Here is a 25,690-nt window from a genome sequence, read left to right on the forward strand (position 1 = left end):
GGTTTATCAAATAATTTTTTAAGATGTGAATTTGGTACCAACATCCTTACCGCTCATGATATCGAGAATCACATTATCTCTTTTCCCGTTGGCGATATAAGTTGGGATGTTCTTGGCAGCAGTTCCCTTGGCGATCTTGATCTTGGATTCCATACCACCACGGCCTTCGCCTTCACCTTTATCACTTTCCTGAACGTATTTTTCAACGTTTTCATCGATCTGTACTTTGTTCAGTTTTTCTGAATCGTCATCTTCAGGGTGACCGGTATAAAGTCCTTCGGTGTCACTAAGGATGATCAGTTTTTCGGCCCCGATCAGTTCAGAAACCAGGCTTGCCAGTTCATCGTTATCAGAGAACATGGACATGGTTACCGAAACAGCGTCATCTTCGTTTGCGATAGGAATGATTCCTTCAGATAACAGAGATTCGTAACAATTGATCATGTTTTCCCTGTGAATTCCTGGGCTAAAGTCTCTTTTTGTGGCCAGTACCTGCGCACATCTCATTCCGTAATCATGGAAAATACTGTAGTAGTGGCGCATCATTCTTGGTTGACCAACCGAAGAATACACCTGTCTTCTTTTACTATCGTCCTTAATGCTGATCTCGCCAAGGATCTCCTTACCGGCAATAGCAGAACCAGAAGATACAAGTACCACCATAATATCTTCTTCATATAAAGTGGCAATCTGGCGAACCAGGCTCTTCAAAACTGGGCCTAAAATTCTATTGTCTTTGTTGGTCATTACATTGGTACCAACTTTTACAACAATCCTTCTCTTTTTATCCATCTTTTAGAGTCTTTCGTTTTTGGTATATGGTTAATTATTTTTCTTCTCCAAGTTCAACCGCTCTGTCAAAGGCTGCATAAGCGGCCTCCTTAATAAGTTCCTTTACATTATTATCATCCATGGAGTCCAGGGCAGCTCTGGTAGTTCCACCTTTAGATGCAACGCGTTCCATCCAGGTATCTGGCGAAAGGTCATTTCTATTGAACAATTCCACCGCTCCCTCGAAGGTCTGGCTAACCAGCACCCTGGAATCGTTATTAGAGAATCCCATTTTTAAGGCAGCTTCCAGCATTGACTGCATAAAATAGAATACATAAGCTGGTCCGCTTCCCGAGATACCGGTGGAAGCATCTATATAATTCTCGTTCTTAACATGGATGGATTCCCCGGTCGTATCGAGCAGGTTTCTTACCATAAGTAATTCCACTCTCGAAACTTCCTTAGATTCGGTAAAAGAAGTGACACCTTTACCTACCTGTGCCGGAAGGTTGGGCATGGATCTTACGACCTTTTTAGCACCAAGGCCATCCTGTATTTTGGCAATGGTAACTCCGGCCATAAGGGAAACAAATATTTGCTCCTTATTAACCATAGAACGCATCTCTTCAAAGAGTTCGTCGCAATGGTAAGGTTTTACTGCTATGAATACCATATCGGCTTGGGGCAGGCAGTCTTCCAGTTTTTCGTAAACGTCGAAGTGATCAAGTTCACTTAAACGGGCAATAACATCTGCCGATTTATCGAATACCATTAAATTTCTTCGATTAAGAACGGCCGATCTCGCCATTCCTTCGGCGTAGGTTAAACCCATGTTTCCTGCTCCAATAACTAATGTTTTCATCTTGTGTTTTTTGGTTTTCATTTTTTAAATGGCTTTTTACCATTTCTTAATTCGCCCCAATTGGCGCAAAGACCATGCGATAAATGGAAATTTAATTGGGGCACGTTGTTTTGAAGGAATAATTTAGCCTGATTTTGAGGAAAGAGGCCCTAATAAAAGCATAAATTCTATTAAAATATCCTAAATTCTATTTGAGCATACCTGATAAAAGCACAGCCAGGTCTAAGAATTATTAAATTTATCGTTAAACTGAGGAGCCATAAATGCGAATCTGGTATTGAGCAGTTTGATTGAAGATTGAGGTTTATTAAAAAAATGTTATAATTAATATCAAATGCTGCTAATTCTTCCATATTTGCACTTTTGGCAATAACCGGAAATTTTGTCAGTATTTACAGAATTTCAATATTTATCATTATCAAAATCTGCCAAAATAGGCGTATTTTAGCTATAATTAGAGCTTTGTAGGCATTTGATCAATAAATGTTTGATATGCAATAAATGGTTTGGCTAAAAATGCATATAATGCTGTTTTTAATAATCCTCGGGATTAAATTTTAAACCTACTACCCTAATTAATGGAAAATAATAATGAAAGTCCTGCTTTAGAGCCCGCTAGTGAAACAATTTCGGATCAAACCAGGATCATTGCCATAGGCGCCAGTGCGGGTGGCCTTGAAGCTTTAAAGATGTTTTTCAAAAGTATCCCCGCTGGAGACAACAATGCCTATGTTGTTATTCAGCATCTTTCCCCGGATTATAAAAGCATGATGGGAGAATTACTTAAAAAGAACAGCAATCTGCCCATTGTCCAGATATCAGACGAGATGGAGGTAAAACCTGGTCACATCTATCTTATTCCTCCGGCGAATAACCTTATTCTTGAAAATGACCTTTTGATTCTGAAGGAAAAACCTAAAACTCAGATTCTTAATCTTCCAATAGATCTGTTCTTCGAATCTTTAGCTAAAGAACGTAAGGAAAAAGCTATTGGAATTGTTCTTAGTGGAACAGGAAGCGATGGAACCAGGGGTGTTAGAGCGATCAAGGAAAATGATGGAATGGTGATGGTACAGGAACCGGCTGAATCCAAATTTGACGGTATGCCTAAAAGCGCTATTAATACTGGTCTTATAGATTATATCCTGTCAGCTGGCGAGATGGGACCTGAACTAAAGAATTTTATTTCTACCCCACCCATTTTTCATTTCAAGGATGGTGATGTTCAGTATGATGAAAAAGAACTGAATAAGATACTTACTTATATAGACGAAAAGGCCGGACTGGATTTTAGAGAATATAAGTATGCAACCCTGGCCCGAAGAGTGGCCAGAAGGGTGAATATTTGCAAATGCACCAACTTAAAAGAATATTACGAATACCTAACTAATAATGAAGAAGAGGTAGATATCCTGTACCGGGAATTCCTTATTGGAGTGACCAAGTTCTTCCGGGATGAGAAGGTTTGGGAGGTTTTAAGGACAAAGGTCTTCCCTAAATTGATCGAAGATAAGGAAGATGGGGACGTCCTTAAAGTATGGGATGTGGGATGTAGCACAGGTGAAGAAGCTTACTCATTTGCGATGTGCCTGCATGAGGAAATGGAAAAACAGGGCAAGGATCTCGAAATTAAAATCTTCGCTACAGATATTTCGCAGCCGCATCTTGATATTGGAAGCAAAGGTATATATCCCGAAAGTATTGTTGCCGATGTGTCTAAAGACATGTTGCTAAAGTACTTTCTAAGCAAGGCGAACAGTTATCAGATCATCGAAAAGATTAGGAGAATGGTGATCTTCTCCCAGCATAATATTATTAAGAACCCGCCATTCAGCAATATGGATATGGTGGTGTGCAGGAATTTGTTGATCTATTTCCAGAACAGTATTCAAAGAAAGGCTTTGAATATGTTGCATTATTCGCTAAAGGAAGATGGAGTATTGGTTCTGGGAACCAGCGAAAGCGTGCATTCACATAAAGATCATTTCAAGGAAATAGATCGCAGATGGAAGATCTACCGAAATATTAAGCCCAGCAAGCGACTTAAGAACGGAATTAGTCCATCTCCCACCTTGCCTGGGAAGGAGAATAAGCTTATGGAAAACAGGTCTAACAGGGCCCGTAAGAACTTCCGTACCAGCTCAAATCCTATAAGACAGAAATTACAGGGAGAACTTAACGAAGCGATCCTTGACCAGTTTGGAGGAGCTTCTATTTTTATTGATTCTGATTATAATATTTTACAGGCAGTAGGAGAATTTAGGAAATATGCGAACCTTCCGGTTAGCGGTTTTTCAATTAACCTGCTGGACATGCTGGAAAGTGATCTAAAATACATAGTTCAGTCCACCCTTTCCAAAGCACATCGTGACCAGAAAAAAGTGATCTATAAGGATGCGCCGGTTAAACAGGAAGAAGGAAAACTGGCTGCAGATATCATTATCAAACCTTTTCTGGAGCACAACCTGGAAGGAGAAACCAGCTACGTGATCACCTTTGTCGAAAAGGAGATCAAAACCCAGGACCTTACCGAGGTGGCAAGAATAAGCCCTTCAAATCAAACGAAAGAGTATGTAGCCAGCCTGGAAGATGAATTGAAGAGAACAAAGGAAGATTTGCAAACTTCCCTCGAGGAGATTGAAACAAGTAATGAGGAATTGCAGGCCGCCAATGAAGAACTGCTGGCTTCCAACGAGGAACTGCAAAGTACCAACGAGGAGCTGCAGAGTGTAAACGAGGAAATCAATACGGTGAATGCCGAAAACATCCAGAAGATGGATGACCTGGCAGCCTTGAATGCAGATATGAACAACCTGCTCAAAAGTACCGATATTGGGGTGATCTTCCTGGATTCAGATTTCAAGATCAGGAAATTTACACCGGCCATCAAGAAACACTTTAGCCTATTGAACGGTGATATTGGCAGGCCTATCGATAATTTCACTAATAGTTTTGGATTGAGCAGGAAACAAAGTTTTCTTGATCGATGCCACAAGGTTCTGAAGACCGGTAAAATCCTGGAGAAGCATATCGTATCGCGTGAAGGTAAAAATTACCTGCAGCGAATTTCTCCTTATATGGATTCCGATCAAAATATTAACGGTGTAGTGATTACATTCATCGATATCGAGAATATTCAGAAATCCAAGGAAAAGCTCATCGCCAGTGAAAAAAGATTCAAATCTTTTTACGAAGATGATCCGGTACTCCATATAAGTGTGGATCCTAAATCTTCCAGAATTGTACAGTGTAATAAAAAGACGGTGCAAAAGCTGGGGTATAGTTCTAAAGAAAGTATTGTTGGGAAGGAGATCTTTGACCTTTTTGATGATGACTCCAAATTGCCAAGTCTAAACCTTAAAAAAGGTGTGAATAAGTTTGGTGAGGTAGTGAATGTGGAACTCAAGATGCTCACCAAAAGGAAGAAGGTATTGCCGGTAATCCTCAATGCTACCGCGGAGAGAGATGAAACCAACAATATCAAGACCATCAGGTATACCTGTGTGGATATTTCAGCTTTAAAGGAGGCTCAGAATCAATTAAAAGAACAGAAGAACGACCTGGAACGTGCCAACAGGGACCTGGAACAATTCGTATCCATCTGCTCACATGACCTTCAGGAGCCTCTAGCGACCATAAAATTTGGTAGTGATGTGCTGGGGAAAATGTATGCAGCCCAACTGGATGAGAAAGGTGAGAACTATATAAAATATATTAAGAATGCTTCAGACAGGCTTTCATCACAGATCAGGGCCTTACTGGAACATTCCAGGATTGGAAAGAATGGTAAGAAGACCCTGGTAGATACCCGCGAAGCCGTAGAAGTGGTAAAATATGACCTTGGCAAAAGTATTAAGGACAGGAAAGCTACCATCCATATTGGAGATCTTCCCAAGATCAAGGCTTATGAAGTCGAACTTCGTTTGCTCTTTCAGAACCTTATTAGCAATGCCATAAAATATGTTCCTAAAGACAAAAAGCCGGAAATAAGGATTTCGGCCTATAGAGAAGGAAAGTACTGGGTTTTCTCTATCATGGATAATGGTGTTGGGATCTCCAAGGAAGATCAGAAGAATATTTTCACCATATTCAACCGCGTACCTGGAAACGAAGATATGGAAGGTACCGGAGTAGGACTGGCTCATGTAGAAAAGATCGTTCTGCTTCATGAAGGAAGCATTTGGGTAGATTCCCAGGAAGGGGTAGGGAGTACCTTTTATTTTAAACTTAAAGCAGACTAAATGCCCCAAATAAGCTATCCTGAAAAAGTGGATATCACGAACTGTGATAAGGAACCTATTCATATAATAGGGCAATCTCAATCTCACGGAGTCATCATTGCCTGCGACAGGTCGAAACTTATAATCACCCAAACGGGGCAGAATACTCAAGATTTTTTTGGGATGCCATATACCCAACTTCTTGGTAAACCCTTAAAAGACCTGATAGGTGAAGAGCTTATCAGGATCTTTGATAACCGGGGTACTGAGGATGCCCGTCTTCCTGAAAGGGAGATCACGATAAATGGTACCGAGTTCATAATGGTTCCTCATTTTTCTGGGAAAAGCATCATCATTGATTTTGAGCCAATCGCCTCGAATCATAACCCATACGAATACCAGCGACAGCTATCAAATATTCTCAATATTCTTAATGCTTCTGAAACGCCTGAAGACCTCTGTAATGATGCAGCTAAGATAACCCGGGATGTCTTTGGATATGATCGGGTAATGGTTTACAAGTTCGATGAAGAATGGAACGGTGAAGTGATCGCGGAAAAGAAAAATGAAGATCTGGAAAGCTGGCTGGGACTGCATTATCCTGCGAGCGATATTCCGAAGCAGTCTAGAGCCTTGTTCATGAAGCACCGGGTTCGCATCATAAGCGATGTGAATTACGAACCTGTGCCAATCGAACCCGAACTTTCTCCAATTGACCATGAACCGCTGGATCTTTCCCGGTCTGAATTAAGGGGAGTTTCACCAATTCATATAGAATACCTTCAGAATATGAATGTGGGAGCATCACTTACAGCTGCACTTATCAGCAACGGCAAATTATGGGGACTGCTTGCCTGTCATCATTATTCTTCCAAACATATTAATTATTATCAAAGGCAAACCTGTGAATTCCTAACCCAGATATTTTCTAATGAACTTAGCCTGAAGGAATCCAGTAAATATATCGCCAAACTGGATGAATGGGAGATCGTTAGGGAAAAACTGGTAAAACAGGTAGAAGAAAAGGGTAAGATAAAAAAGGGATTATCCCAGATGAAGGTGCTTTTCACCGATTTGATGGAATGTGAGGGAGGAGCTTTACTGCTCGACGGAAAAATTATTTTGATAGGGAAAACACCAGGAAAGAAAGAGGTGCATCAACTTGTTGACGAGTTTTTATCCAAACAGCCTGATTCCCTGTTTTTTACCAAAAATTTATCTGCTGTATATCCAGGCGCCAGCCGTTTCACTGAAACTGCCTCCGGGATCCTCAGCGTAAAACTGGGTAGAAGTGACAGGGATTTCCTGATGTGGTTCCGGCCAGAAGTTGTCCAGAACGTTAGTTGGGGAGGCAATCCCGACAATAAAGCTTCGTTTGATGAAACAAAACAACGCATCACTCCCAGGAAATCATTCGAAAAATGGACCCAGGAGCTAACCGGGGTTTCAGATCCATGGATGGATTACCAGTTGGGTGCAGCCAGGGCGATACGTGAAAGCATAAGCAACCTGATCCAGGAAAAACAAAAGATCAAGATCGCCAAATTGAACGATCAGTTACGAGTGGCTCATGATGAACTGGAGTTGTTTAGCCAGGGACTTTCCCATGACCTTAAAGCACCATTAAGAGGAATTGACGGCTATGCCCATATTCTTAAAGAAGACCATTACCAATCCCTGGACCGTGATGGCCAGAAGGCTATCGATACTATTTTGAGCTCAACCAGCGAAATGCAGGAACATATAGATAATATACTTTCCTTCGCAGGTGTAACTGGCCAGAATATCGAAAAGAACATTTTTTCGGTGAATTATATGGTAGAGGATATCCTCGAATCCTTCAATGTGAAATCTACTTATCCTGCAACGAAAATCGTAATGGAAAAAGATTTGCCCAGGATGATGGCCGATAAACGGATGATGCTTCAGGTTTGGTCCAATCTGCTGGCCAATGCTCTGAAATATTCCGAAAGGGAAAAAGAGCCTATTGTTGAAATTGGGGCCAGGGGCATCAACGGGAAAACCACCTATTTTGTTAAGGACAATGGAATAGGATTCGATCCGAAATATAAAGAAGATATCTTTAACCTGTTTTCAAGGTATTCCGGAGATAACTTCAAGGGTACCGGTATAGGCCTTGCCATCGTGAAAAAGATCATTGAAAAGCATAATGGAATGATCTGGGCCGAAAGTGAGCCCGGTGAGGGTTCAACCTTCTATTTCCATGTTTAACAATTCTTAATTGCCAGATTTGACCTTTTGTAATATTTTCGCATTCCTATCCGGAACAGATTATAAATGATAAAATCCCTAAGAATATTATTGGTTGAAGATAACCAAACCGATGTCCAGCTAATCAAAAGGCAGATTGGTAAGATCGTGGAATCTCCTCTTATCGAAGTGTGTGAAAATATGGAGGATTGCAGGCAGCATCTCGTGAATTTTGCGCCAGACGTGGTTCTTTCAGATTATAACCTGCCTACCTGCACCGGTTTGGATATTATGGAGCTGGTGAAGGATTTTGACAGCGAGATCGAATTCATTTTTATCACCGGGACCATACAGGATGAAGAACTGGCAGCAAATACAATTCTTAGTGGAGCTTCGGGCTATATTCTTAAAAAACATATGAATGTGCTCAGTGAAAAACTTGAGCCACTATTTAAAAAGCTCGTGGTTAATATGGTTGCCAGGGAAGAGCTTCGAGAACGAATTCGAAATAATAAGATCACAGTTAACCAGATCTATGATTATCTGGATCAGATCAATACTGATAATAAGGAACACGTAGAAAATATTGAGAAGATTAAGTCGGCGATTAACAGGTTTAAGGTAAACGACGATGAAGATTCTTGATAGTTTAAGACAGGCCACTGCCGAATTGCATCATAGACTGGAAGGTGAAAATCTTACTGGTAAAATTATGGATCATTCCATAAGCCTGGAAGAATATAAACTGCTCATCTACCAGAATTTTATTGCCTATAGAAGTGTTGAAAAAGCCATCAGTGGTTTTCTTCCTATTGCTGAAATGCAGAAAACTTCCCAACTGGAAAAAGACCTGAAAAGTCTGGGCGTTCCGGTTCCAGGCGAGGAGCATGATATCCATTTTGACTGCAAAGATGAGATGGAAGCCATTGGAGCAGCCTACGTGCTTGAAGGCTCTGCCATGGGAGGTCTTATGATTGGGAAAGAACTTAAGAATTGCCAGATCTCGCAACTGATATCAGAACAACATTTTTTTTCCGGTGAAAGAAGCAGTATGGCCGGCTGGAATAAATTCCTGAAGTTTCTTCGTTCCAGGGAATTTGATCAAAACCAGGTAAATAAGGCCTGTGATAAGGCCAAAGAGACCTTTCTCCTTTTTGAACAGGCTTTTGATACCGTTCCAGGTAATTGCTAACTTCTTATTGCGAATACCGAAAATAATAACTAGGTTTAATTCTGCAACCTTAATTTTCGGAAATGAATCACAGCTTTAAGATCCTAATCTGCTTCCTGGTTTTTAACCTTTCGCATGCATTAATTTATGCCCAGGCTGGACGCATCCCCGTTCCGGCTGAAAATGGAATGGTGGTAAGCAGTCATCACCTGGCTTCCGATGTTGGTCGCGAAATTTTAAAGCAGGGAGGTTCAGCAGTTGATGCTTCGGTGGCCACAGCATTTGCACTTGCGGTAACATTGCCCGCTGCGGGAAATATTGGCGGAGGCGGGTTCCTGATCTACCATGGGAGCAATGGCGAGACCACTAGTTTCAATTTCCGTGAAAAAGCCCCGCTGGCCGCGACCAGGGAAATGTACCTGGGTCAGAACGGGAAAGTAAAAGACAATTCCAACCACGAGGGAATTCTTTCAGTAGGCGTACCAGGCACAGTGGCCGGGTTGTATAAAGCACACCAGAAATATGGAAAACTGGACTGGAAAGATCTTGTTCAGCCAGCTGTAGATCTTGCTGAAAAGGGTTTCCAGGTAAGCCAGCCAATCGCCGGATTCTCAAATATGCTGAAGCGGTACGAAAATGAGTATCCAACCACAGCAGCGGTTTTCCTGAAAAAAGATGGCAGTCCCTATAAAGATGGTGACCTTCTAATCCAGAAGGATCTAGCTGAAACCCTTAAACGGATACGGGACGAAGGACCAGACGGATTTTACAAAGGAAAGACGGCCGATCTAATTGCCAATTTTATGAAAAAAGAGGGTGGGCTTATTATCAAGGAGGACCTGTTGAAATATGAAGCTGAGGAATTAAACCCGGTTAAAGGAAACTATCGCGGTTATGACATTATTAGCATGCCACCTCCAAGTTCCGGCGGGGTAGCTCTTATTGAAATGCTGAATATATTGGAGGGTTTTGACCTCAAAAAGGCCGGGCATAATTCGGCTAAAAGCCTGCATTATTTAACCGAAGCTATGAGGCGTGCATACGCCGACAGGGCCCAATATCTTGGCGATCCAGATTTCAATTCAGGCATGCCAATCGACGAGCTGATCTCAAAGCAATACGCCGATCAATTAAGAAAAAATATACAGGAAGACAGGGCTTCTGTAAGTGATTCTGCAAAATTCAATAAAGCACATCTCGCTTATGAAAGTCCTGAAACCACGCATCTCTCGGTGCTGGATTCAGAAGGAAATGCTGTATCCCTTACTTACACCCTTGAACAGTCTTATGGTTCTAAGATCGTTGTAGAGGGAGCGGGTTTTTTACTGAATAACGAAATGGGAGATTTTAATGCGATCCCAGGTTATACCGATACCAAGGGAAGAATAGGTACAGAACCCAATCAAATAGAGCCTGAAAAACGGATGTTATCGAGTATGACTCCTACCATTGTCGCAAAAGACGGCAAGCCTTATATCATTATTGGCACTCCCGGTGGTAGAACTATTATAAATACTGTGCTCCAGGTAATCGTGAATAGCATTGACCATGAGATGGATATCGCCCTGGCCATCGAATCTCCCAGGATGCATCACCAGTGGCTTCCAGATACCAGTTATTTTGAAGAATGGGGCTTTTCACCTGATACCGAGCGTATCTACCAGGAAATGGGTCATGAGATCATAAAACGATGGAGCCAGGGTAGTGCGATGGGGATCATGATAGATTCAAAGGAAAACCTGATATTCGGTGCTGCCGATTCCAGGAGTTATGATGGAAAGGCTTCGGGTTATTAAAGATTAACTTTTTCTATTTCCCGCACTTCTCCGGCCTGCATCCCGTCTAGTTTTTCATTACCAATTCGAACACGAATCAGCCTAAGCGTAGGGAAGCCTACCACAGCTGTCATTTTCTTTACCTGGCGGAATTTTCCTTCGGTTAAGGTGATGCTTATCCAGCTGGTGGCGCCATGTCGCTCATCCCTTATCTTTTTTGCTCGTTCCGGAAATTGCGGAAGGCGCTTCAGTTTTTCAGCTTTACAGGGAAGGGTTTTATATTTTTTACCATTGATGCTGATCTCAACGCCCTGCTGAAGCTGTGCGATTGCTTCCGGCGTAATGCTTCCATCAACCTGAACATAGTATTCCTTTTCAGAATTCCCTGCGGTGATCTTAGTGCTTAACTTTCCATTTGTGGTAAGTAATAACAGGCCTTCAGAATCTTTGTCCAGGCGGCCAATGGCCATGCATCCTTCGGGAAAATCATAAAGCTCACCAAGCAATTGATGCTTGCCGGCCTTCTTCTGGTTGGTGATGAACTGGCTAAGATATCCGTAGGGTTTGTATATTTTGAAATGCCGGTGCATGTGCCGAAATTAAACAAAAATTCCTCCCTGTAAAAAGGAGGAATTTATAACCTGTAATTTGTTTCAATTTAATCCATTCCTGGCTGTGTGATCCTGAAATCTTCTTCTTCCTTGGCCTTTTCAACCATCTGTTCTACTTCGTTGAGAAGTCCCTTGGAATCGTAAATAATACCGTCTTTAATGGTATATTTTACTCCACCAACGCGTACCACCTCGTTGTCTTCGGTGAGTTTGATCGCGCCGGTCCCATAGAGAACCTTAAAATTCTGAAGCGGATTTTCTTCCACGATCACGAAATCGGCAAGTTTACCAGGTTCAACAGTTCCGAGTTTATCTTCCATTCCAATTGCTTCGGCACCATTCAGGGTAGCCGCTCGAATCACTTCCAGAGGGTGAAAGCCTGCTTCACGGAGCAATTCCAATTCTCTCACATAGGCAAAGCCATACAGCTGAAAGATGAAACCTGAATCAGACCCCGTTGTAACTCTTCCGCCACGATTTTTATAATCATTCACGAACTGCATCCAGATCCTGAAATTCTCTCTCCAGGCCACCTCTTCTTCGGTGCCCCAGTAATGCCAGTAAGATCCATGTGATATTTTGCTGGGTTGGTAAAATTTCCAGAGCGAGGGCAGGGTATAGGTTTCATGCCACTCAGCTCTTCGGGCTCTCATCAGGTCCCGGCTGGCTTCATAGATATTGAAGGTAGGATCCAGGGTAAAATCCAAAGCCAGCAGCGTATCCATGGTCTGGTTCCAGTGCTCAGAACCCGGCTCGGTTGCCTGGGCCCAAAGTTTTCCTGCTTCAGCAAAGCGATGCTGCTCATTCTGGTAATTATAGTCAAGCGGATAATGCTGAACAGTTTTATCGTCGAAAAGCGCTTCCGGAAGTCCATACCAGTGTTCCATACTGGTAAGACCGGCTTTAGCCGAATTCAGCACGTTCCAGCGGCCAACGCTCAACTGTGCATGATGCATGGCTGAACCTTTGCCTAATCTGGCATTCTCCTCGAGGGCTGCTTTCATGATCCCGGGAGCTGCGCCAAAGAACTTGATCCCATCTGCACCGGCATCTGCATTTTTACGAACCCATTCCCTGGCTTCTTCAGGAGTGGTGATAGGCTTTTCGCTGCCATTTCCAAAAACGGTATAACTAATGATCCTGGGCCCGGCCATTTCTTTATTTTCGATCTTTTTCTGAAGATCCTGCGTCCATTCAATTCCGGGACCGCCTACTTCTCGAACAGTAGTTACTCCGTGAGCCATCCACAATTTGAAAACGTATTCAGGTGTGGCTCCCTGGGCTTTGCCGCCAATATGTCCATGCATATCAATAAAACCTGGTAGCAGGTACATGCCAGTTGCGTCCAGTTCCTTGCCGCCATCCTTTAGTTTAGGCCTTGCTGATTCATTGATCTCTACGCCAGGGTAACCAACGTTATGAACACCGGTGATCTTATTATTTTCAACGCTAATATCAACAGGGCCCATTGGTGGGGCGCCATTCCCGTTGATGAGGGTCACCCCTCGAATGATCAACTGGTTGAACGGGCCTTCCATATGTTCCTGGCTATGGACCAACATGTTAATGGCCAGGAAAAAACTGCTTAGCAGGATTCGTTTTTTCATGCTTCGATTTTAGAGGATATTTATGGATTTTAGGATCTTAGTTTTCATCGGGAACAGGAAATCCGCGATCTCGCATCAAAGCATCGATCTCGGCATCACGACCTCTGAATTTCTTATAGGCTTCAGCCGGATCCATTGCATTCCTTGGAGCGAAAAGATAATCCACCAGTTTCCTGGCAACCTCCTTATCGTAGAATCCTCCGGGAGCTTCTGCGAAAGCTTCCGAAGCATCAGAAGTAAGAACATCAGCCCACAAATACCCGTAATAACCGGCGGCATATCCTTCACCGGAAAAAACATGGCCAAAATGCGGACTCCTGTGTCTCATCACGATCTCTTCAGGCATATTCAATTCTTCGAGCGTATTCTTTTCGAATTCCACAGGGTCGATATTTTCAGGATCGGTGGTGTGATATTTCAGGTCCATGATGGCTGAGGCTAGAAATTCGGTCGTGGCAAAGCCCTGGTTAAAGGTAGACGCCTTTTTGATCTTCTCCACCAGTTCATCAGGGATCACTTCATCGGTTTCATGATGTCTCAGGAACTGGTTGATCACCTTATCGGTAGAAAGCCATCTTTCGAGCAGCTGAGACTGGAATTCGGTATAATCGCGAACACCGCTATTTAAAGTGGGGTACTTGATATCTGCGGAAAGAAAATGCAGCGCATGACCAAATTCGTGAAAAAAGGTTTCGGCATCATCCCATGAAACCAGAACCGGTTCTCCGGGAGCCGGCTCGATGAAATTGGAATTATTGGAAGCAAGGACCGCGGCTCCGCCTTCCAGTTCGTTGTAGCTTCTGTAGGTCGTTGCCCATGCACCCGATCTTTTTCCCTGCCTGGCATACGGGTCGAGGTACCAAAGTCCTACGAGTTCCCCGGAATCCTTATCGGTTACTTCCCATACTTTTACATCTTCATGGAATACAGGAACGCTTCCTTGTTCAACAGGGCTGAAATCGAAGTTGAACAACTCTCCTGCAGTGAAGAATAAAGCCTGGGTAAGATTGCCTAATTCCAGGTATTGTTTCACTTCTTCGCTGTCCAGGTCGTACTTCTGCTGTCTTACTTTTTCAGCATAGAATCTATAATCCCATGGTTTAATGGTGATACCGGCATTCTCCTGGTCGGCTATTTTTTGCATATCGGCAACTTCTTCTTCAACTCGTGCTAGGGCAGCCGGCCATACCTTCATCATCAGGTCCATGGCATTTTCAGGATTCTTGGCCATCCTGTTCTGCAAGCGCCATTGCGCATAATTATCATAACCCAGCAGTTCCACGCGCTCATCTCTTAGCTTAAGAATTTCAGAGATGATCTCGTTGTTATCGAATTCATCCTGGTTATCACCACGTGAATAATAGGTTTTCCATACTTTTTCTCTCAAGTCCCTTTCGGTGGAATAAGTAAGAAACGGATCCATGGAAGAACGGGTGTTGGTTACTGCGTACTTGCCATCCTCACCCCTGGATTCAGCTGCATTGGCAGCCGATTTTACGTAGGATTCCGGTAAACCTCCAAGCTGATCCTCGTCCAGGTAAAGCACATAATTTTCTTCATCTGAAAGGACATTATTAGAAAACTTGGTATAAAGTTCTGATAGTTGTTTGTTGATCTCGGCATAGCGCTTCTTATCCTCAGCTGAAAGATCTGCACCCTGCATGGCAAATTCTTCGTATATAAGGTCGATCACTCGTTGTTCAGCCTCTGGAAGCGGATTTTCTTTTGAGTCTTCGTAAACCGTTTTGATCCTTTGGAAAAGTTTCTCGTTCTGGCTGATCTTTGAAGAATATTCAGAGATCTCTGGCGCCAGTTCTTTTTGAACTTCCCTGAACTCCGGGCTTGAAACATTACTGCTGTAGATGCCATAATAGGTAAAGGCCCGCTCCAGTTCCTTGCCCGCCTTTTCCATAGGGACTATCGTGTTTTCGAAAGTTGGGACTTCCTCGTTATTGGCAATGCGTTCGATATCATCTAAATGAAGCTGCATGGCCTTTCTCATGGCTGGCTTTACATATTCTACTTTCATCTGGTCGAAGGCAGGAACGCCTCCATAGGGACCGGTCCATTCGGCTAGCAGGGGATTATCCATAGTTTCGTTTTCTTTGTTTTCTACATTTTTGCCACAGGCAATAACAGCCACAATGCTGGTGAGGGCAAAAGATCTTTTGAATATTCGATTCATCAGGTAAAATTTGAAGATAGGCGGGAATATACGAACATTTCAAATTCCGGGAAAGCATGGAACAGAGGAATGGCTATGAAAGAAATATCCCGGATTGATGAGACCCGGGATACCAGTGATGAATACAGATGTTATGTTTGAATCGAATTTTAATAACTAAGATGTGGGTCCGGGTTTATTGACTAATTCAACAGATAGGTTTTTATTGCTCGGGTATGAAAAGATTTTTTGCTTTCCATTTCTTCCTAATGAAGATTGTGATTGATGAATGTTACCCCGTTTGGATTATAAATTACCTGGTTAAACCCGGACGTACACCTAATAGCTCCTAATCACAACGGTCTCTGCCAGTCTATTTAAGCCAATGCCGTTGTGCATTGCTCTAGGCTTTTGCCTGATGTGGGCTTTTAAGATCGCTTTCATGATTGATGAATTTTGATGATGATTTATACACCGAACTTTCTTCGGTTATACCAACAGCTTCTGCCGTTAGAGGATCGCTGGTTCATGAATGGTTTGTGATGTGTTAAGTCTCCTTCGTTTGATGAACCGAAATTTGAACTGATGTTTGAAAAAATTGCCATGATGAATAAATTTTAGTTATTGATTGATGATTATTATTTCGGGGGGAGTACTGAATTTTCAAGAACTTTTTTGGGGCAATTTTCAGTTTTTCAGGGGGGTGATTAGAATACTACTTCTAATTTCTATTGCTAAAGTACTGTTATTTAACCTGCTGCGAAAGGGGATAATTCCCCTAAATGAATATTTATAACAAAAATTTATAAAAACCTTAGAATCTTAAGGGATTAATTATAGGTATTTTAAAGCAAAAATTTAATCATGGAAAAATTGAAACTAGCAGTAATTTATTACAGTGCCACTGGTACTAACCATCAAATGGCCAAGTGGGCAACAGAAGCAGCCAAAAAGCTCGGAGATCACGAAGTGAAAATGTTGCGGGTGGAAGAAACAGCGCCTTCTGAAGCTATTGCTCAAAACGAGGAATGGAAAAAACATCTTGAAAGCACAAAAGATGTCCCTACCGCTTCTGTAGACGACCTGGATTGGGCCGATGCATATATATTCAGTGTGCCAACTCGGTACGGTAACCTTCCTAACCAATTCAAATCCCTGATCGATTCAACCGGGCAGCTATGGTTTAATGGAAAACTGGTAAATAAAGTGGTGAGCGGGATGACCAGTGCACAAAACCCACACGGAGGTCAGGAAACCACCTTATTATCTTTATATAAAACCATGTTCCACTGGGGAGCAATCGTGGTACCACCTTCTTATACAGACCAGTCTATCTTTGATGCGGGAGGAAATCCATACGGAGTGAGTGTCTCCAAGGGACAGTTGAATGAAAAAGTACAAAAGGCCGTAGAACACCAGGTTAAAAGAACCTTAGAGGTTGCTACCTGGGTTAAGAAAGGTAAGTCCTAAAAATCAGACTATTCAAGAACAATTATCTAGCGGCATGTCTCACCAAAACATTGCGTGGAGATATGCCGTACTTCGCTTTAAATATTTTGGAGAAATAACTTCGGCTGGATAATCCCAGCTCATAAACCACTTCACTCACATTCTTATTTCCGCTGGAAAGCATTTGCAGGGCTTTTGTAAGCCTTATGTCTCTTACATATGCGTTTACCGTCTTGCCATAGACTATTTGAAAAGCTTCCTGTAATTTATTGGAATTCATACCGGCAATTTTTGCGAGGGAATCTACCGTTCCGGCCTGAGCAAGATTCTCATTGATGTACTCTACCACTTTTTCCACAGATTTTAGATCCCTGTCTTTTAGATGTGTCTTGTAAAGACTTTCTCCTTCTTCCTTAAAACGGGTAAGCATAAAACTGAGTATTTCAAGGGATTTTGCCCCTATAAAATTGACCCTTGGGAAGCCTTCGAGCTTACAATCCTTGATTTCCCTTATAATATCAGCGGTTTTAGGACTAAAACTGCCGGTATCACAAATTCTGTTTTTAGCCTTTACGTCACTAAAAATCTTGTAATAGATAGGTTCAAGCTGGTTGAGGTCAAAAGAAAAGTATTGCTGAAATTTGAGTCGGTCTATTTCCAGGTAACATAAAGTGAAACAGGTATTCTTTTTAAACACCAGATTATGCGTTTCAGCTTCTTTTGGAGCGGCAATCAGGTATTGATGATCATCAAGATGGACCATATCTTCTGCATTCAGAAAATAACTGTCTACTTCTCCTTCAATACAGTATAGGAACCGAATCGGGTTAACGGTAGGAAGCGAAACTTTCAATTTTAAGTTTTCGTGAAAGTTGCATTTATAGGTATATAAGCCAATTCCATTGGGGAAATTAATACCCTCGATATAACCCTCACCAATATTTGAAGGAATGTCAAGGTGGTATTCTCCAAGATTTTCGCTGTAGTCTAATTCGAAATTTTTGGCTAATTCTGGTATGAAATCTTCTACATCATTTAACTCCAAATGATATGTTTCCATTTCCAAATCGTTAGTGTTTGTTAAAAGTTAAGGTTTTTAAAGTTAACTGCTGAGGCTGATACTTCCCGTATATGTGGAGTTAAACTTATACTAAAAAGGCAGTCGAAATTTTTTAAAGTTCTGAATATCAATAAATAAGGGTTATTTTCCCCTGTTTTGGTTTTACTTTACAACCTATCTTAGTACTGTTTAATTTTTGATAGCCCAGTTATTCTACCATGTCTTTATTCATCATTTAAAGACAAGTATCATGGTCTCATCAACTAAAGTTACCAGACATTCGATTATTAAGGACCTGAAGGGGAGTGCCAGACAGCATTATCCAACACCTCAGGATCTTAATCCAGTGAACTCTAAATTCTCCAGGGGAGTTAAAAAGACGAAAGGTTTTATAAAGGAAGTTGCATCGCTGCTAACCACCTCCAGCGTAACCGCACTTACCGTCTTCGGGCTTGAAATTTCCCTGCTTAACGGATTGTTGTTAGGTTTGATCATCACCTTACTGGTAGTAGGATTTTTTAAACCTATCTATTTAACTCTAAGCGCCCTGGGAGCTGTTTTCCTGGTCTTAATTACCGCTAATAAGCTGGTGGAGTATGGCATCTATTTTATAAAACAGCTTATTCTATTCTTCAACCTGAGGGATGGGGCATTTATGGAAAATAGTGTAATGGCCGTAATTGACCAGTATATTAGCCTGGTTTAATTGTGCATAATTTTACGAAAGTTCTTTTCTCAATACTACCAGTGGCGGACTTTTGATCACGCCCAGGCTATTGCTGAGTCCAACAATTAGTACCACCAAAATAATCCCTGGGAACAGGATCAAGAAAGGTTTCCACGACGGGATAAAGGTAGTCTCGAAGACGAGCCAGGCCAACATTTGTGAACTGATAAGGGATAGCAGGATGCCAGATAAAGCTGCCAGGACTCCAAGGTATAAATACTCCAGGGCAAGGATCTTTAGGATCTGTTCGCTGCGGGCGCCAATGGTTCTCAAAAGAACACTTTCCCTGATGCGTTGATATTTACTGGTTCTTACCGCACCAATCAGCACGATTATTCCGGTAAGTATGCTAAAGAAAGCCATAAAATTGATCAGCCACGAAATTTTGGTAAGCAGGTCTTCTATTATGCTCAAAACCTGGCGAAGATCGATAATTGTGACATTCGGAAACTGGTCTACCAGAATCTGCTGAAGATTCGCTGAAGCCTCCTCGTCTGGCACCTTGGTGGTCAAAACCCTGAACTGTGGCGCATCTTCAAGCACACCAGTTGGGAAAACGATCGAAAAATTTAGCTGCATCCGGCTCCAGTCTACTGTTCGAACGCTCTTTACCACCGTGTTCAGAATAACGCCCTGCACATTGAAACTCACGGCATCACCAGGTCCAACCTTGGCATCTTCAGCAAAATTATCACTGATAGAAATCGGTACCGTATCGTTCATACTTGCAGTTCCAATCCATTCTCCTTCCTGAAGCACTTCAGACGAAATAAGGGAATCCCGGTAGGTGGTCCTGAATTCATGTCTTAGTACCCAGCCATTAATCCTGGACGTGGTGTCTTCCTGTATCTCTTCCGCAGGTCGGCCTTTGATGCTTTCCACCCTCATGGTCACGATGGGAATATTTTCCAGTACCGGTATTTGCTGTGACTGGATAGTCTTCGTCACTTTTTCCTGCTGATCATTCTGAACGTCCAGCAGGATCATATTTGGGCTATTAGCCTGTTCTTCCAAAGAGGCCTGGGCCAGGAGCAGATCCTTGGTAAAATAGAGCGTACTAATAAGGAAAGTACCAACACCAATGGTGATCACGAGAATCAGCGTTTGATTCTGTGGTCTGAAAAGGTTTAAAAGACTTTGCCTTGGAACAAAACCCCAGGATTTTGGAAAATATTTCCTGATGGCTTTCATAAAAAGATTGGCAACACCAGCCAGCAGCGCGAAGGTAACGATCACACCGCCCACGAAAGATAACGCATACAACCAGTCTTCCAGCAGCCAGTATGAAAACAGAAATATGAATAAAAAGATTCCAGCCAGCACGAAAAGGCCCGCCTTTCTGGATCGTACCGGATTGCTTTCCTCGACCCTCAGCGTTTGCAAAGGGGACACATAGAGCGTCCCGATCAACGGGTAAAGGGCAAAAAGGATAGACATCAAAACTCCCAGTAAAATTCCAATAAAGATCACCCGTGGTTCCAGGGAGATCTCGATCTCGATAGGAATAAAGTCCTGTAAGATCAAAGGGAATAATTGCTGAAGCAGCACTCCAATGAAGGTCCCTATCACACCTCCTAAAAACCCGATCCCGGCTATTTGTAACAGAAAGATGAGGAAACTATTCTTTTTACTGATGCCGAGGCATTTCAAAATAGCAACGGTCTTCAGCTTTTCCTTGATATAAATATGGATGGCGCTGGCAATTCCAACGCAGCCTAACAGCAAAGCAATAAAAGCCACCAGGTTCAGGAACTTCCCGAAGTTCTCATATCTTCGCCCTAATCGGTCACTGGTGGACGTATGCGTATCCAGATCGGCTTCGTTGGCATCGAGCATCGGGTCGAGTTCGCGGTCCAGCCTGTCCATATCGGTAGTTGGTTCAGCAACGAAATAATACTTATAATCGATTCGGCTACCGGTCTGAACAAGCCCTGTTTTTTCGATAAGATTATGCGGGATCAGAACCGGTGGTGCAACCGAACTGAATATGGAGGAACTACCCGGTACCGATTTTAAGGCGCCTGCGATAGGAATGGAAATATTCCCGATTTTGATGGGGTCCCCGATCTTGAGTCCTAACTGAAGCATCACCGTAGCATCGACCAGGGCAGCATCTTTTTGCTGAAATTCTATCCCGGCTGTTGCAGGATTGGTTTCCAGTTCGCCATAAAAAGGAAAGCCGCCTTCGATACCCCTAACCTGGACCAGTTTAGTTCCCTGGTTGCCAGGAAAGGCTGCCATTGAGGCGAAACTGATCTCCCTGCCGTCTGCTCCACCAAGTGAATCGATGATCGATTCAACTCTCGGAGTGATTGGTTTGTCACTGTCGATGATATAATCTGCACCCATCAATGCTTTTGATTGCAGGGCGATGTTTTTCTTTAAATTATTGCTGAATGACTGGATGGATACGACCGCGGCGATTCCAAGAACGATGGAGGCCATGAATAACATAAGTTTTTTTGTACTGGCTTTTCCGTCCCTTATGGCCATTTTTAACAACCATCCAAAATTGGTTTTCGTTGAACTTTTGCTCATTATACCGCTTCGGTTTTCAGGATTCGTCCGCCTTTTAAACGAAGTATGCGCTGGGTTTTTTGCGCAAGTTCCAGGTCGTGGGTGACGATCACCAGGGTTGTTCCGGCAGCGTTATTCAGGTCCATAAGCAATTCCACTACTTTCTGGCCGGTCTCTTCGTCCAGGTTTCCGGTTGGTTCATCTGCAAATAAGATCGAAGGACGGTTGCTGAAGGCTCTCGCCACAGCTACCCGTTGTTTCTCTCCACCCGATAACTGGGAAGGGTAATGGTCGAACCGGTCTTTAAGCCCAACCTTGCTTAGCAGTTCACGGCTTATTTCTTCTGCCCTGGGATCACCCTGCAATTCCAAAGGAACTGCCACGTTTTCCAGTGCCGTAAGGGTAGGGATGAGTTGAAAATCCTGGAAGACGAAACCTACTTTTTTATTTCGGAGAAAAGCTCGCTCATCTTCATCGAGTTGCTGAAGATTCGTGCCGCACAGTTCAATTTCTCCGGAATCTGGCTGGTCCAGGCCTGCGCATAATCCCAAAAGTGTTGTCTTTCCGCTTCCGGAAGGACCAACAATAGAGAAGGTTTCCTTTTCTTGAATTTCGAAATTGATATCTTCCAGCACGGTTAATTCTTTTGAACCGCTTGAATAGGTTTTCTTCAGGTTACTAACCTTTAAAATATGAGCCATGTTTTTCTGCTAAATTTCCCAATTGGTAAAATAAGAAATGATTTCAATTTATCGCTAAAGATTAAGAGAAGTCTCCTAATGTTTTAACGCTCGTTTCAGTACTGTTCTAGCGTGATAAGGATCGGGATATGGTAGCTTTGAGACGCTTAAACCCGTAAACACTTCCCAGAGCGATCGCTGCCGAGCTGCCAAGGCTTCCGCCAAATCCATCAAAAAACGGACTGCCAATTAGAAACATTACTGAAAAAACCAGTCCTGCCAGGCCAATGACCCAGTATTTTCTAATCACCCTTGAGCTGGCCATTCCTACGAACGAAGCTCCCATTGCGATAATTGGAATGGTGGCGGTTAGATAGGGGGAAAGTAGGTTGGGTGAGAATTTAAAAAAAAGGGCTGCCAGTACCGAAATTGCTGCCGAAGCCATAATCCCGCCGAGCTGTAACTTATTGTTGATGTAGAAAGTAAGCAATGCGAACAGCGAACCCGAAAACAGAATGATGGTCGTTTCCATTTTAATTCAGGATATAAATTATGAGGGAAACACAGCAAACGCCGCCAAAAGCGATGGTACCCAGTTTTCCGCCGAAGCCGTGAAAGCTGGTCTTTGAAATGGCCAGGATAATTCCGCTCATCAAACCAGCCAGAATAATAAAGGAATAGCTGCCAGCTACCAGGGGAGAGGTCATTCCGGCGAAGGCACCGCAATAAAGGGCTACGGGCAATTCTCTTAACAAATCCGATTTCCGGTTAAGGTAAGGAATGAAAGAACCGGCTAGTCCTATAATTCCAGCGGCGAGAACTGGTCCCAGTTGAAAAAAAACATTAAACCAGTAGGTAATGAGGGCTCCTAGGCCAGTAAAAATTATCAATACGAGATCGGTCTTTTTAAATATACCTTTCTCTTTAATTAAGAATTCCCGGTAAAATATGCCCAGAAAGATACCTGTCAGTATCAGTGAAAATTGATGTAATAGGTCTGCGCCAGGTTGAAGCATTGCAGCCATCAGGAAGCACAGGTGCAATCCTAAAAATAAAAGGGATGGTATTTTTTTGACAGTTTTAGTCAGAATGCAGAATCTATTTTATCGACTGCAAAAATGAAATTTTTCGGGGAATTAGACGGTCTATTATTGTGCGATTTCAGGAATGTTATGAATCTTAAATTAATTATAGTATCGGTTTTCATTTTATTAGTCTTGTTCCTTACCTTTTTAGGCTTAAAAATGACTTCAGATTTTATGAATACAACGATATCTCGATATACCGGGTTGACCTTTATGATCTTTTCTTTTCTTTTAATCTCGTGTGGGAATTCTGAAAAGAAGGAGGAAGCTCAAAACCCAGAAGTTTCGGAAAGCCCTGAGACCGAAACCAAAGAGCCTGAAAAGTTCATTCTCTTTTTTGGGAACAGTCTAACCGCAGGGCTTGGCCTTGATTCTGCAGAATCCTTCCCGGCAGTAATTCAGCAAAAGATAGATTCGCTGGGATATAATTATAAAGTGGTGAACGCGGGCTTAAGCGGGGAGACCACGGCAAGCGGGAAGAACCGCATAGACTGGGTGTTGAAGCAGAACGTTGATATTTTTGTGCTGGAACTTGGGGCCAATGACGGTCTAAGAGGAATCCCGCTATCCGAAACCAGGAATAATCTCCAGGAGATCATCGATTTTGTTAGACAGGAAAATCCTGATACCAGGATCATTCTTGCCGGAATGCAAATTCCGCCTAATATGGGACCTGAATATACTTCAGAGTTCAAAGAGATCTTTCCGGAATTAGCCGCTAAAAACAATTTGGAGTTAATTCCCTTTCTTCTGGAAGACGTCGCCGGGAGACCTGATCTCAATCAGGATGACGGGATACACCCTACCGCCGAAGGCCAGGAAATAGTGGCAAGTAATGTCTGGGAGGTTCTGGGACCAATGTTAAATGAGCATAAAGCTGCTCAATAAACCAATAATTTAGTGGCACTATTTTTATAAGCCTCACTTTAGTATATATTTACGTTATATTCTAAACTTCAAAGCCGGAAATTAGAACCTTATGGAAAAGAAGATCCTGGTCCCTACCAACTTTTCGAAACACGCCTGGAATGCATTGATCTACGGACTGGCTATCTACAGAAAAGAAGCCTGTACCTTTTATATATTAAATGCATTTGGCTCTGCTAACTTTCTTGGTGACAACCTGTCTATATTAAAAGATGAGGAAAATGATCCCGAAAAGTTGGCTACCCACGGGCTTGACAAGTTGATGAAAGGTTTAAGCTTCAGAAAGGAGAACCCGAAACATAATTTTGAAACTATCGCCCATGATGGAAGTTTAACCGAAGGAGTTCAGGAAGCGGTGGATACTCATGGTATTGATCTTATTTTGCTTGGAGCAATAGGAGATAGCGCTGCGGTTAACGTGGCTTACGACAATGCCATCTCCCGGATTATCGATAAAGTTGAAAATTGTCCGATCCTGGTGGTACCTGAAAGTATTCAGCTGATCGACGAACCAGAAAGGGAGATCGTATTTCCCACTAATTTCAGGAGCCCATATAAGCTCAGGGAACTCAGCGCATTAATAGATCTTTCCTCTTATCTCAACGCATCGGTAAGAGTGCTTTATATCAATGTGGATAATAAGAAAATGACTGAGGAACAGGAAGCTCAAAAAGAAAACCTGGCCGGACTTTTAAGCGATATAGAATTCAGTTTCCATAATCTTACCAAAACCAGTGTAACCACTGGCGTACATTTATTCATTGAAAGTCGGGAAAGCGATTTGTTAGCTCTTTATAAAAGGAAACAGGGTTTCTTTTCAAAATTATTCAGCAAAGCAGTTATCGAAGAAGTCGATTTCAATACAAAGGTACCCATCCTGATATTGAAGGAAATGAGCTAATGTTCAATGAATCTTTGATGGTCTTTTAACCATTTGTCTAGTTGTGTTTTTCGGTAATCGGTTATCTTTTTTCCCTCGATACTATACCACTCATTTTCATTTACCCGGTTAATATATTCCTGCACGGTTGTGCTTATGGTAATTCCAAATATACGCCGTATGGTCCTCGCCTTGACCAGGTAATTATCTCCACTTTTTGAAAGACTAAGAAGTCGCATAAGTTTAGCCTTTAGGTTAAAACAAGATTTATAAAAATTGGGGTATTCCTTGGTTGGTAGATTGGGAAGCCTGCTGATATGGCGAAAATACGAATTAAAACTGAGCAGGTCTAAACTTATCTTCCATTTTCTGAAATTTTTCAGAATATACAATTGTTTGAATATTAATTGTTTAGGTCTGAATTTTTTAGCCGGAAAACAAGTATTAAAAGATAGATTATCTTAGGGTATTCGGAATTTAATTACTAATTTTTTGAAAAATTTTATCATGGCAGAATTCAGTCTAACAATCAACGGAAAAAAACAGAGTCTGGATCTGGATCCAGACACGCCTTTGCTTTGGGTATTACGCGATCACCTAAAGCTGGTTGGAACCAAATATGGATGTGGTATTGCCCAGTGTGGTGCCTGTACCGTACACTTCAACGGTTCTGCCGTGAGATCCTGTCAGTTGCCTGTGTCTTCGGCGGCTGGTAATGAGATCACTACAATAGAAGGACTTTCAGAAAATGGAGATCATCCGGTTCAGAAAGCCTGGCTGGAACATGATGTTCCGCAGTGTGGCTATTGCCAGGCGGGCCAGATCATGAGCGCCAGTGCATTGCTGAATCGCAATCCAAACCCGAGCGATTCAGAGATCGAGAATGCGATGAATGGGAATATTTGTCGCTGCGGAACCTATACCCGTATCAAGGCGGCGATAAAAACGGCTTCAGATTCTCAGTTGGCCTAAG

At 42.5% G+C, this 25,690-nt stretch carries 21 protein-coding genes; 10 read left to right on the forward strand and 11 right to left on the reverse strand.

Translation table 11 applies throughout. The features are described from left to right. Positions 1–18 precede the first annotated feature (18 nt). Positions 19–792: a glutamate 5-kinase gene (gene proB, locus MKO06_RS08450; protein ID WP_241551743.1), complete on the reverse strand. Its 774-nt coding sequence runs from the start codon at positions 790–792 to the stop codon at positions 19–21. 34 nt (positions 793–826) lie between these two features. Then, positions 827–1,633 carry a pyrroline-5-carboxylate reductase gene (gene proC, locus MKO06_RS08455; protein WP_241551744.1) on the reverse strand — a complete coding sequence of 269 codons (807 nt, stop codon included), beginning with the start codon at positions 1,631–1,633 and terminating at the stop codon, positions 827–829. A gap of 578 nt (positions 1,634–2,211) precedes the next feature. Between proC and MKO06_RS08460 the strand changes: the two genes are divergently transcribed. The 5 genes from MKO06_RS08460 to ggt all read left to right on the forward strand — a co-directional run bounded on the left by MKO06_RS08460 (position 2,212) and on the right by ggt (position 11,031). After that, a complete protein-coding gene (locus MKO06_RS08460; protein WP_241551745.1) occupies positions 2,212–5,874 on the forward strand; it encodes a CheR family methyltransferase in 3,663 nt (1,220 codons plus the stop codon). Further along, positions 5,875–8,085, forward strand: coding sequence for an ATP-binding protein (locus MKO06_RS08465; protein ID WP_241551746.1), 2,211 nt, complete (start codon positions 5,875–5,877; stop codon positions 8,083–8,085). It abuts the gene before it with no gap. A 66-nt stretch (positions 8,086–8,151) separates the two neighbouring features. Further along, positions 8,152–8,709, forward strand: coding sequence for a response regulator (locus MKO06_RS08470; RefSeq protein WP_241551747.1), 558 nt, complete (start codon positions 8,152–8,154; stop codon positions 8,707–8,709). Next, positions 8,696–9,256: a biliverdin-producing heme oxygenase gene (locus tag MKO06_RS08475; protein WP_241551748.1), complete on the forward strand. Its 561-nt coding sequence runs from the start codon at positions 8,696–8,698 to the stop codon at positions 9,254–9,256. Before MKO06_RS08470 ends, MKO06_RS08475 begins: the two co-directional genes overlap by 14 nt. Before the next feature lie 62 nt (positions 9,257–9,318). Next, entirely contained in the window at positions 9,319–11,031 is a 1,713-nt protein-coding gene (ggt, locus tag MKO06_RS08480; protein WP_241551749.1) for a gamma-glutamyltransferase, read from the forward strand. Here the strand turns inward: ggt and MKO06_RS08485 are convergent. The 3 genes from MKO06_RS08485 to MKO06_RS08495 all read right to left on the reverse strand — a co-directional run bounded on the left by MKO06_RS08485 (position 11,028) and on the right by MKO06_RS08495 (position 15,413). Beyond that, complete coding sequence (locus MKO06_RS08485) at positions 11,028–11,600, reverse strand: pseudouridine synthase (RefSeq protein ID WP_241551750.1); 573 nt, start codon at positions 11,598–11,600, stop codon at positions 11,028–11,030. The genes ggt and MKO06_RS08485 overlap by 4 nt on opposite strands. Before the next feature lie 68 nt (positions 11,601–11,668). Then, a complete protein-coding gene (locus tag MKO06_RS08490; protein ID WP_425248410.1) occupies positions 11,669–13,228 on the reverse strand; it encodes an amidohydrolase family protein in 1,560 nt (519 codons plus the stop codon). A gap of 37 nt (positions 13,229–13,265) precedes the next feature. Continuing rightward, on the reverse strand, positions 13,266–15,413 hold the full coding sequence (locus tag MKO06_RS08495; protein WP_241551751.1) for a M3 family metallopeptidase: 2,148 nt from the start codon (positions 15,411–15,413) through the stop codon (positions 13,266–13,268). Between the two features lie 843 nt (positions 15,414–16,256). On the opposite strand from MKO06_RS08495, the gene wrbA reads away from it, so the two are divergent. Further along, positions 16,257–16,862 carry an NAD(P)H:quinone oxidoreductase gene (wrbA, locus tag MKO06_RS08500; protein WP_241551752.1) on the forward strand — a complete coding sequence of 202 codons (606 nt, stop codon included), beginning with the start codon at positions 16,257–16,259 and terminating at the stop codon, positions 16,860–16,862. Positions 16,863–16,884: 22 nt separating this feature from the next. On the opposite strand, the gene MKO06_RS08505 is transcribed toward wrbA, so the two are convergent. Further along, a complete protein-coding gene (locus MKO06_RS08505; RefSeq protein WP_241551753.1) occupies positions 16,885–17,901 on the reverse strand; it encodes a helix-turn-helix domain-containing protein in 1,017 nt (338 codons plus the stop codon). A 250-nt stretch (positions 17,902–18,151) separates the two neighbouring features. On the opposite strand from MKO06_RS08505, the gene MKO06_RS08510 reads away from it, so the two are divergent. Further along, positions 18,152–18,607 (forward strand): hypothetical protein, encoded by a 456-nt coding sequence (locus tag MKO06_RS08510; RefSeq protein WP_241551754.1) that lies wholly within the window; start codon positions 18,152–18,154, stop codon positions 18,605–18,607. Positions 18,608–18,619: 12 nt separating this feature from the next. Here the strand turns inward: MKO06_RS08510 and MKO06_RS08515 are convergent, their stop codons facing one another. From MKO06_RS08515 to MKO06_RS08530, 4 genes are all read right to left on the reverse strand, one after another. Beyond that, positions 18,620–21,166: an ABC transporter permease gene (locus tag MKO06_RS08515; protein ID WP_241551755.1), complete on the reverse strand. Its 2,547-nt coding sequence runs from the start codon at positions 21,164–21,166 to the stop codon at positions 18,620–18,622. Then, complete coding sequence (locus MKO06_RS08520; RefSeq protein WP_241551756.1) at positions 21,166–21,846, reverse strand: ABC transporter ATP-binding protein; 681 nt, start codon at positions 21,844–21,846, stop codon at positions 21,166–21,168. The genes MKO06_RS08515 and MKO06_RS08520 overlap by 1 nt, the downstream gene beginning before the upstream one ends. A 106-nt stretch (positions 21,847–21,952) precedes the next feature. Next, positions 21,953–22,357, reverse strand: coding sequence for a hypothetical protein (locus MKO06_RS08525; RefSeq protein WP_241551757.1), 405 nt, complete (start codon positions 22,355–22,357; stop codon positions 21,953–21,955). A gap of 1 nt (position 22,358) precedes the next feature. Beyond that, the gene (locus tag MKO06_RS08530) at positions 22,359–22,580 is read right to left on the reverse strand and encodes a hypothetical protein (protein WP_256946167.1); all 222 of its coding nucleotides are present in this window, start codon (positions 22,578–22,580) and stop codon (positions 22,359–22,361) included. Positions 22,581–23,084: 504 nt separating this feature from the next. On the opposite strand from MKO06_RS08530, the gene MKO06_RS08535 reads away from it, so the two are divergent. Both MKO06_RS08535 and MKO06_RS08540 read left to right on the forward strand, forming a co-directional pair. Next, a complete protein-coding gene (locus tag MKO06_RS08535) occupies positions 23,085–23,798 on the forward strand; it encodes an arylesterase (protein WP_241551759.1) in 714 nt (237 codons plus the stop codon). A gap of 91 nt (positions 23,799–23,889) precedes the next feature. Beyond that, positions 23,890–24,738 (forward strand): universal stress protein, encoded by an 849-nt coding sequence (locus MKO06_RS08540; RefSeq protein WP_241551760.1) that lies wholly within the window; start codon positions 23,890–23,892, stop codon positions 24,736–24,738. Here MKO06_RS08540 and MKO06_RS08545 read toward each other — a convergent pair. Continuing rightward, complete coding sequence (locus tag MKO06_RS08545; protein ID WP_241551761.1) at positions 24,735–24,956, reverse strand: hypothetical protein; 222 nt, start codon at positions 24,954–24,956, stop codon at positions 24,735–24,737. The genes MKO06_RS08540 and MKO06_RS08545 overlap by 4 nt on opposite strands. 268 nt (positions 24,957–25,224) lie before the next feature. On the opposite strand from MKO06_RS08545, the gene MKO06_RS08550 reads away from it, so the two are divergent. Further along, positions 25,225–25,689, forward strand: coding sequence for a (2Fe-2S)-binding protein (locus tag MKO06_RS08550; protein WP_241551762.1), 465 nt, complete (start codon positions 25,225–25,227; stop codon positions 25,687–25,689). Position 25,690 lies beyond the last annotated feature (1 nt).

The organism is Christiangramia oceanisediminis (assembly GCF_022570735.2).
GTDB lineage: Bacteria > Bacteroidota > Bacteroidia > Flavobacteriales > Flavobacteriaceae > Christiangramia > Christiangramia oceanisediminis.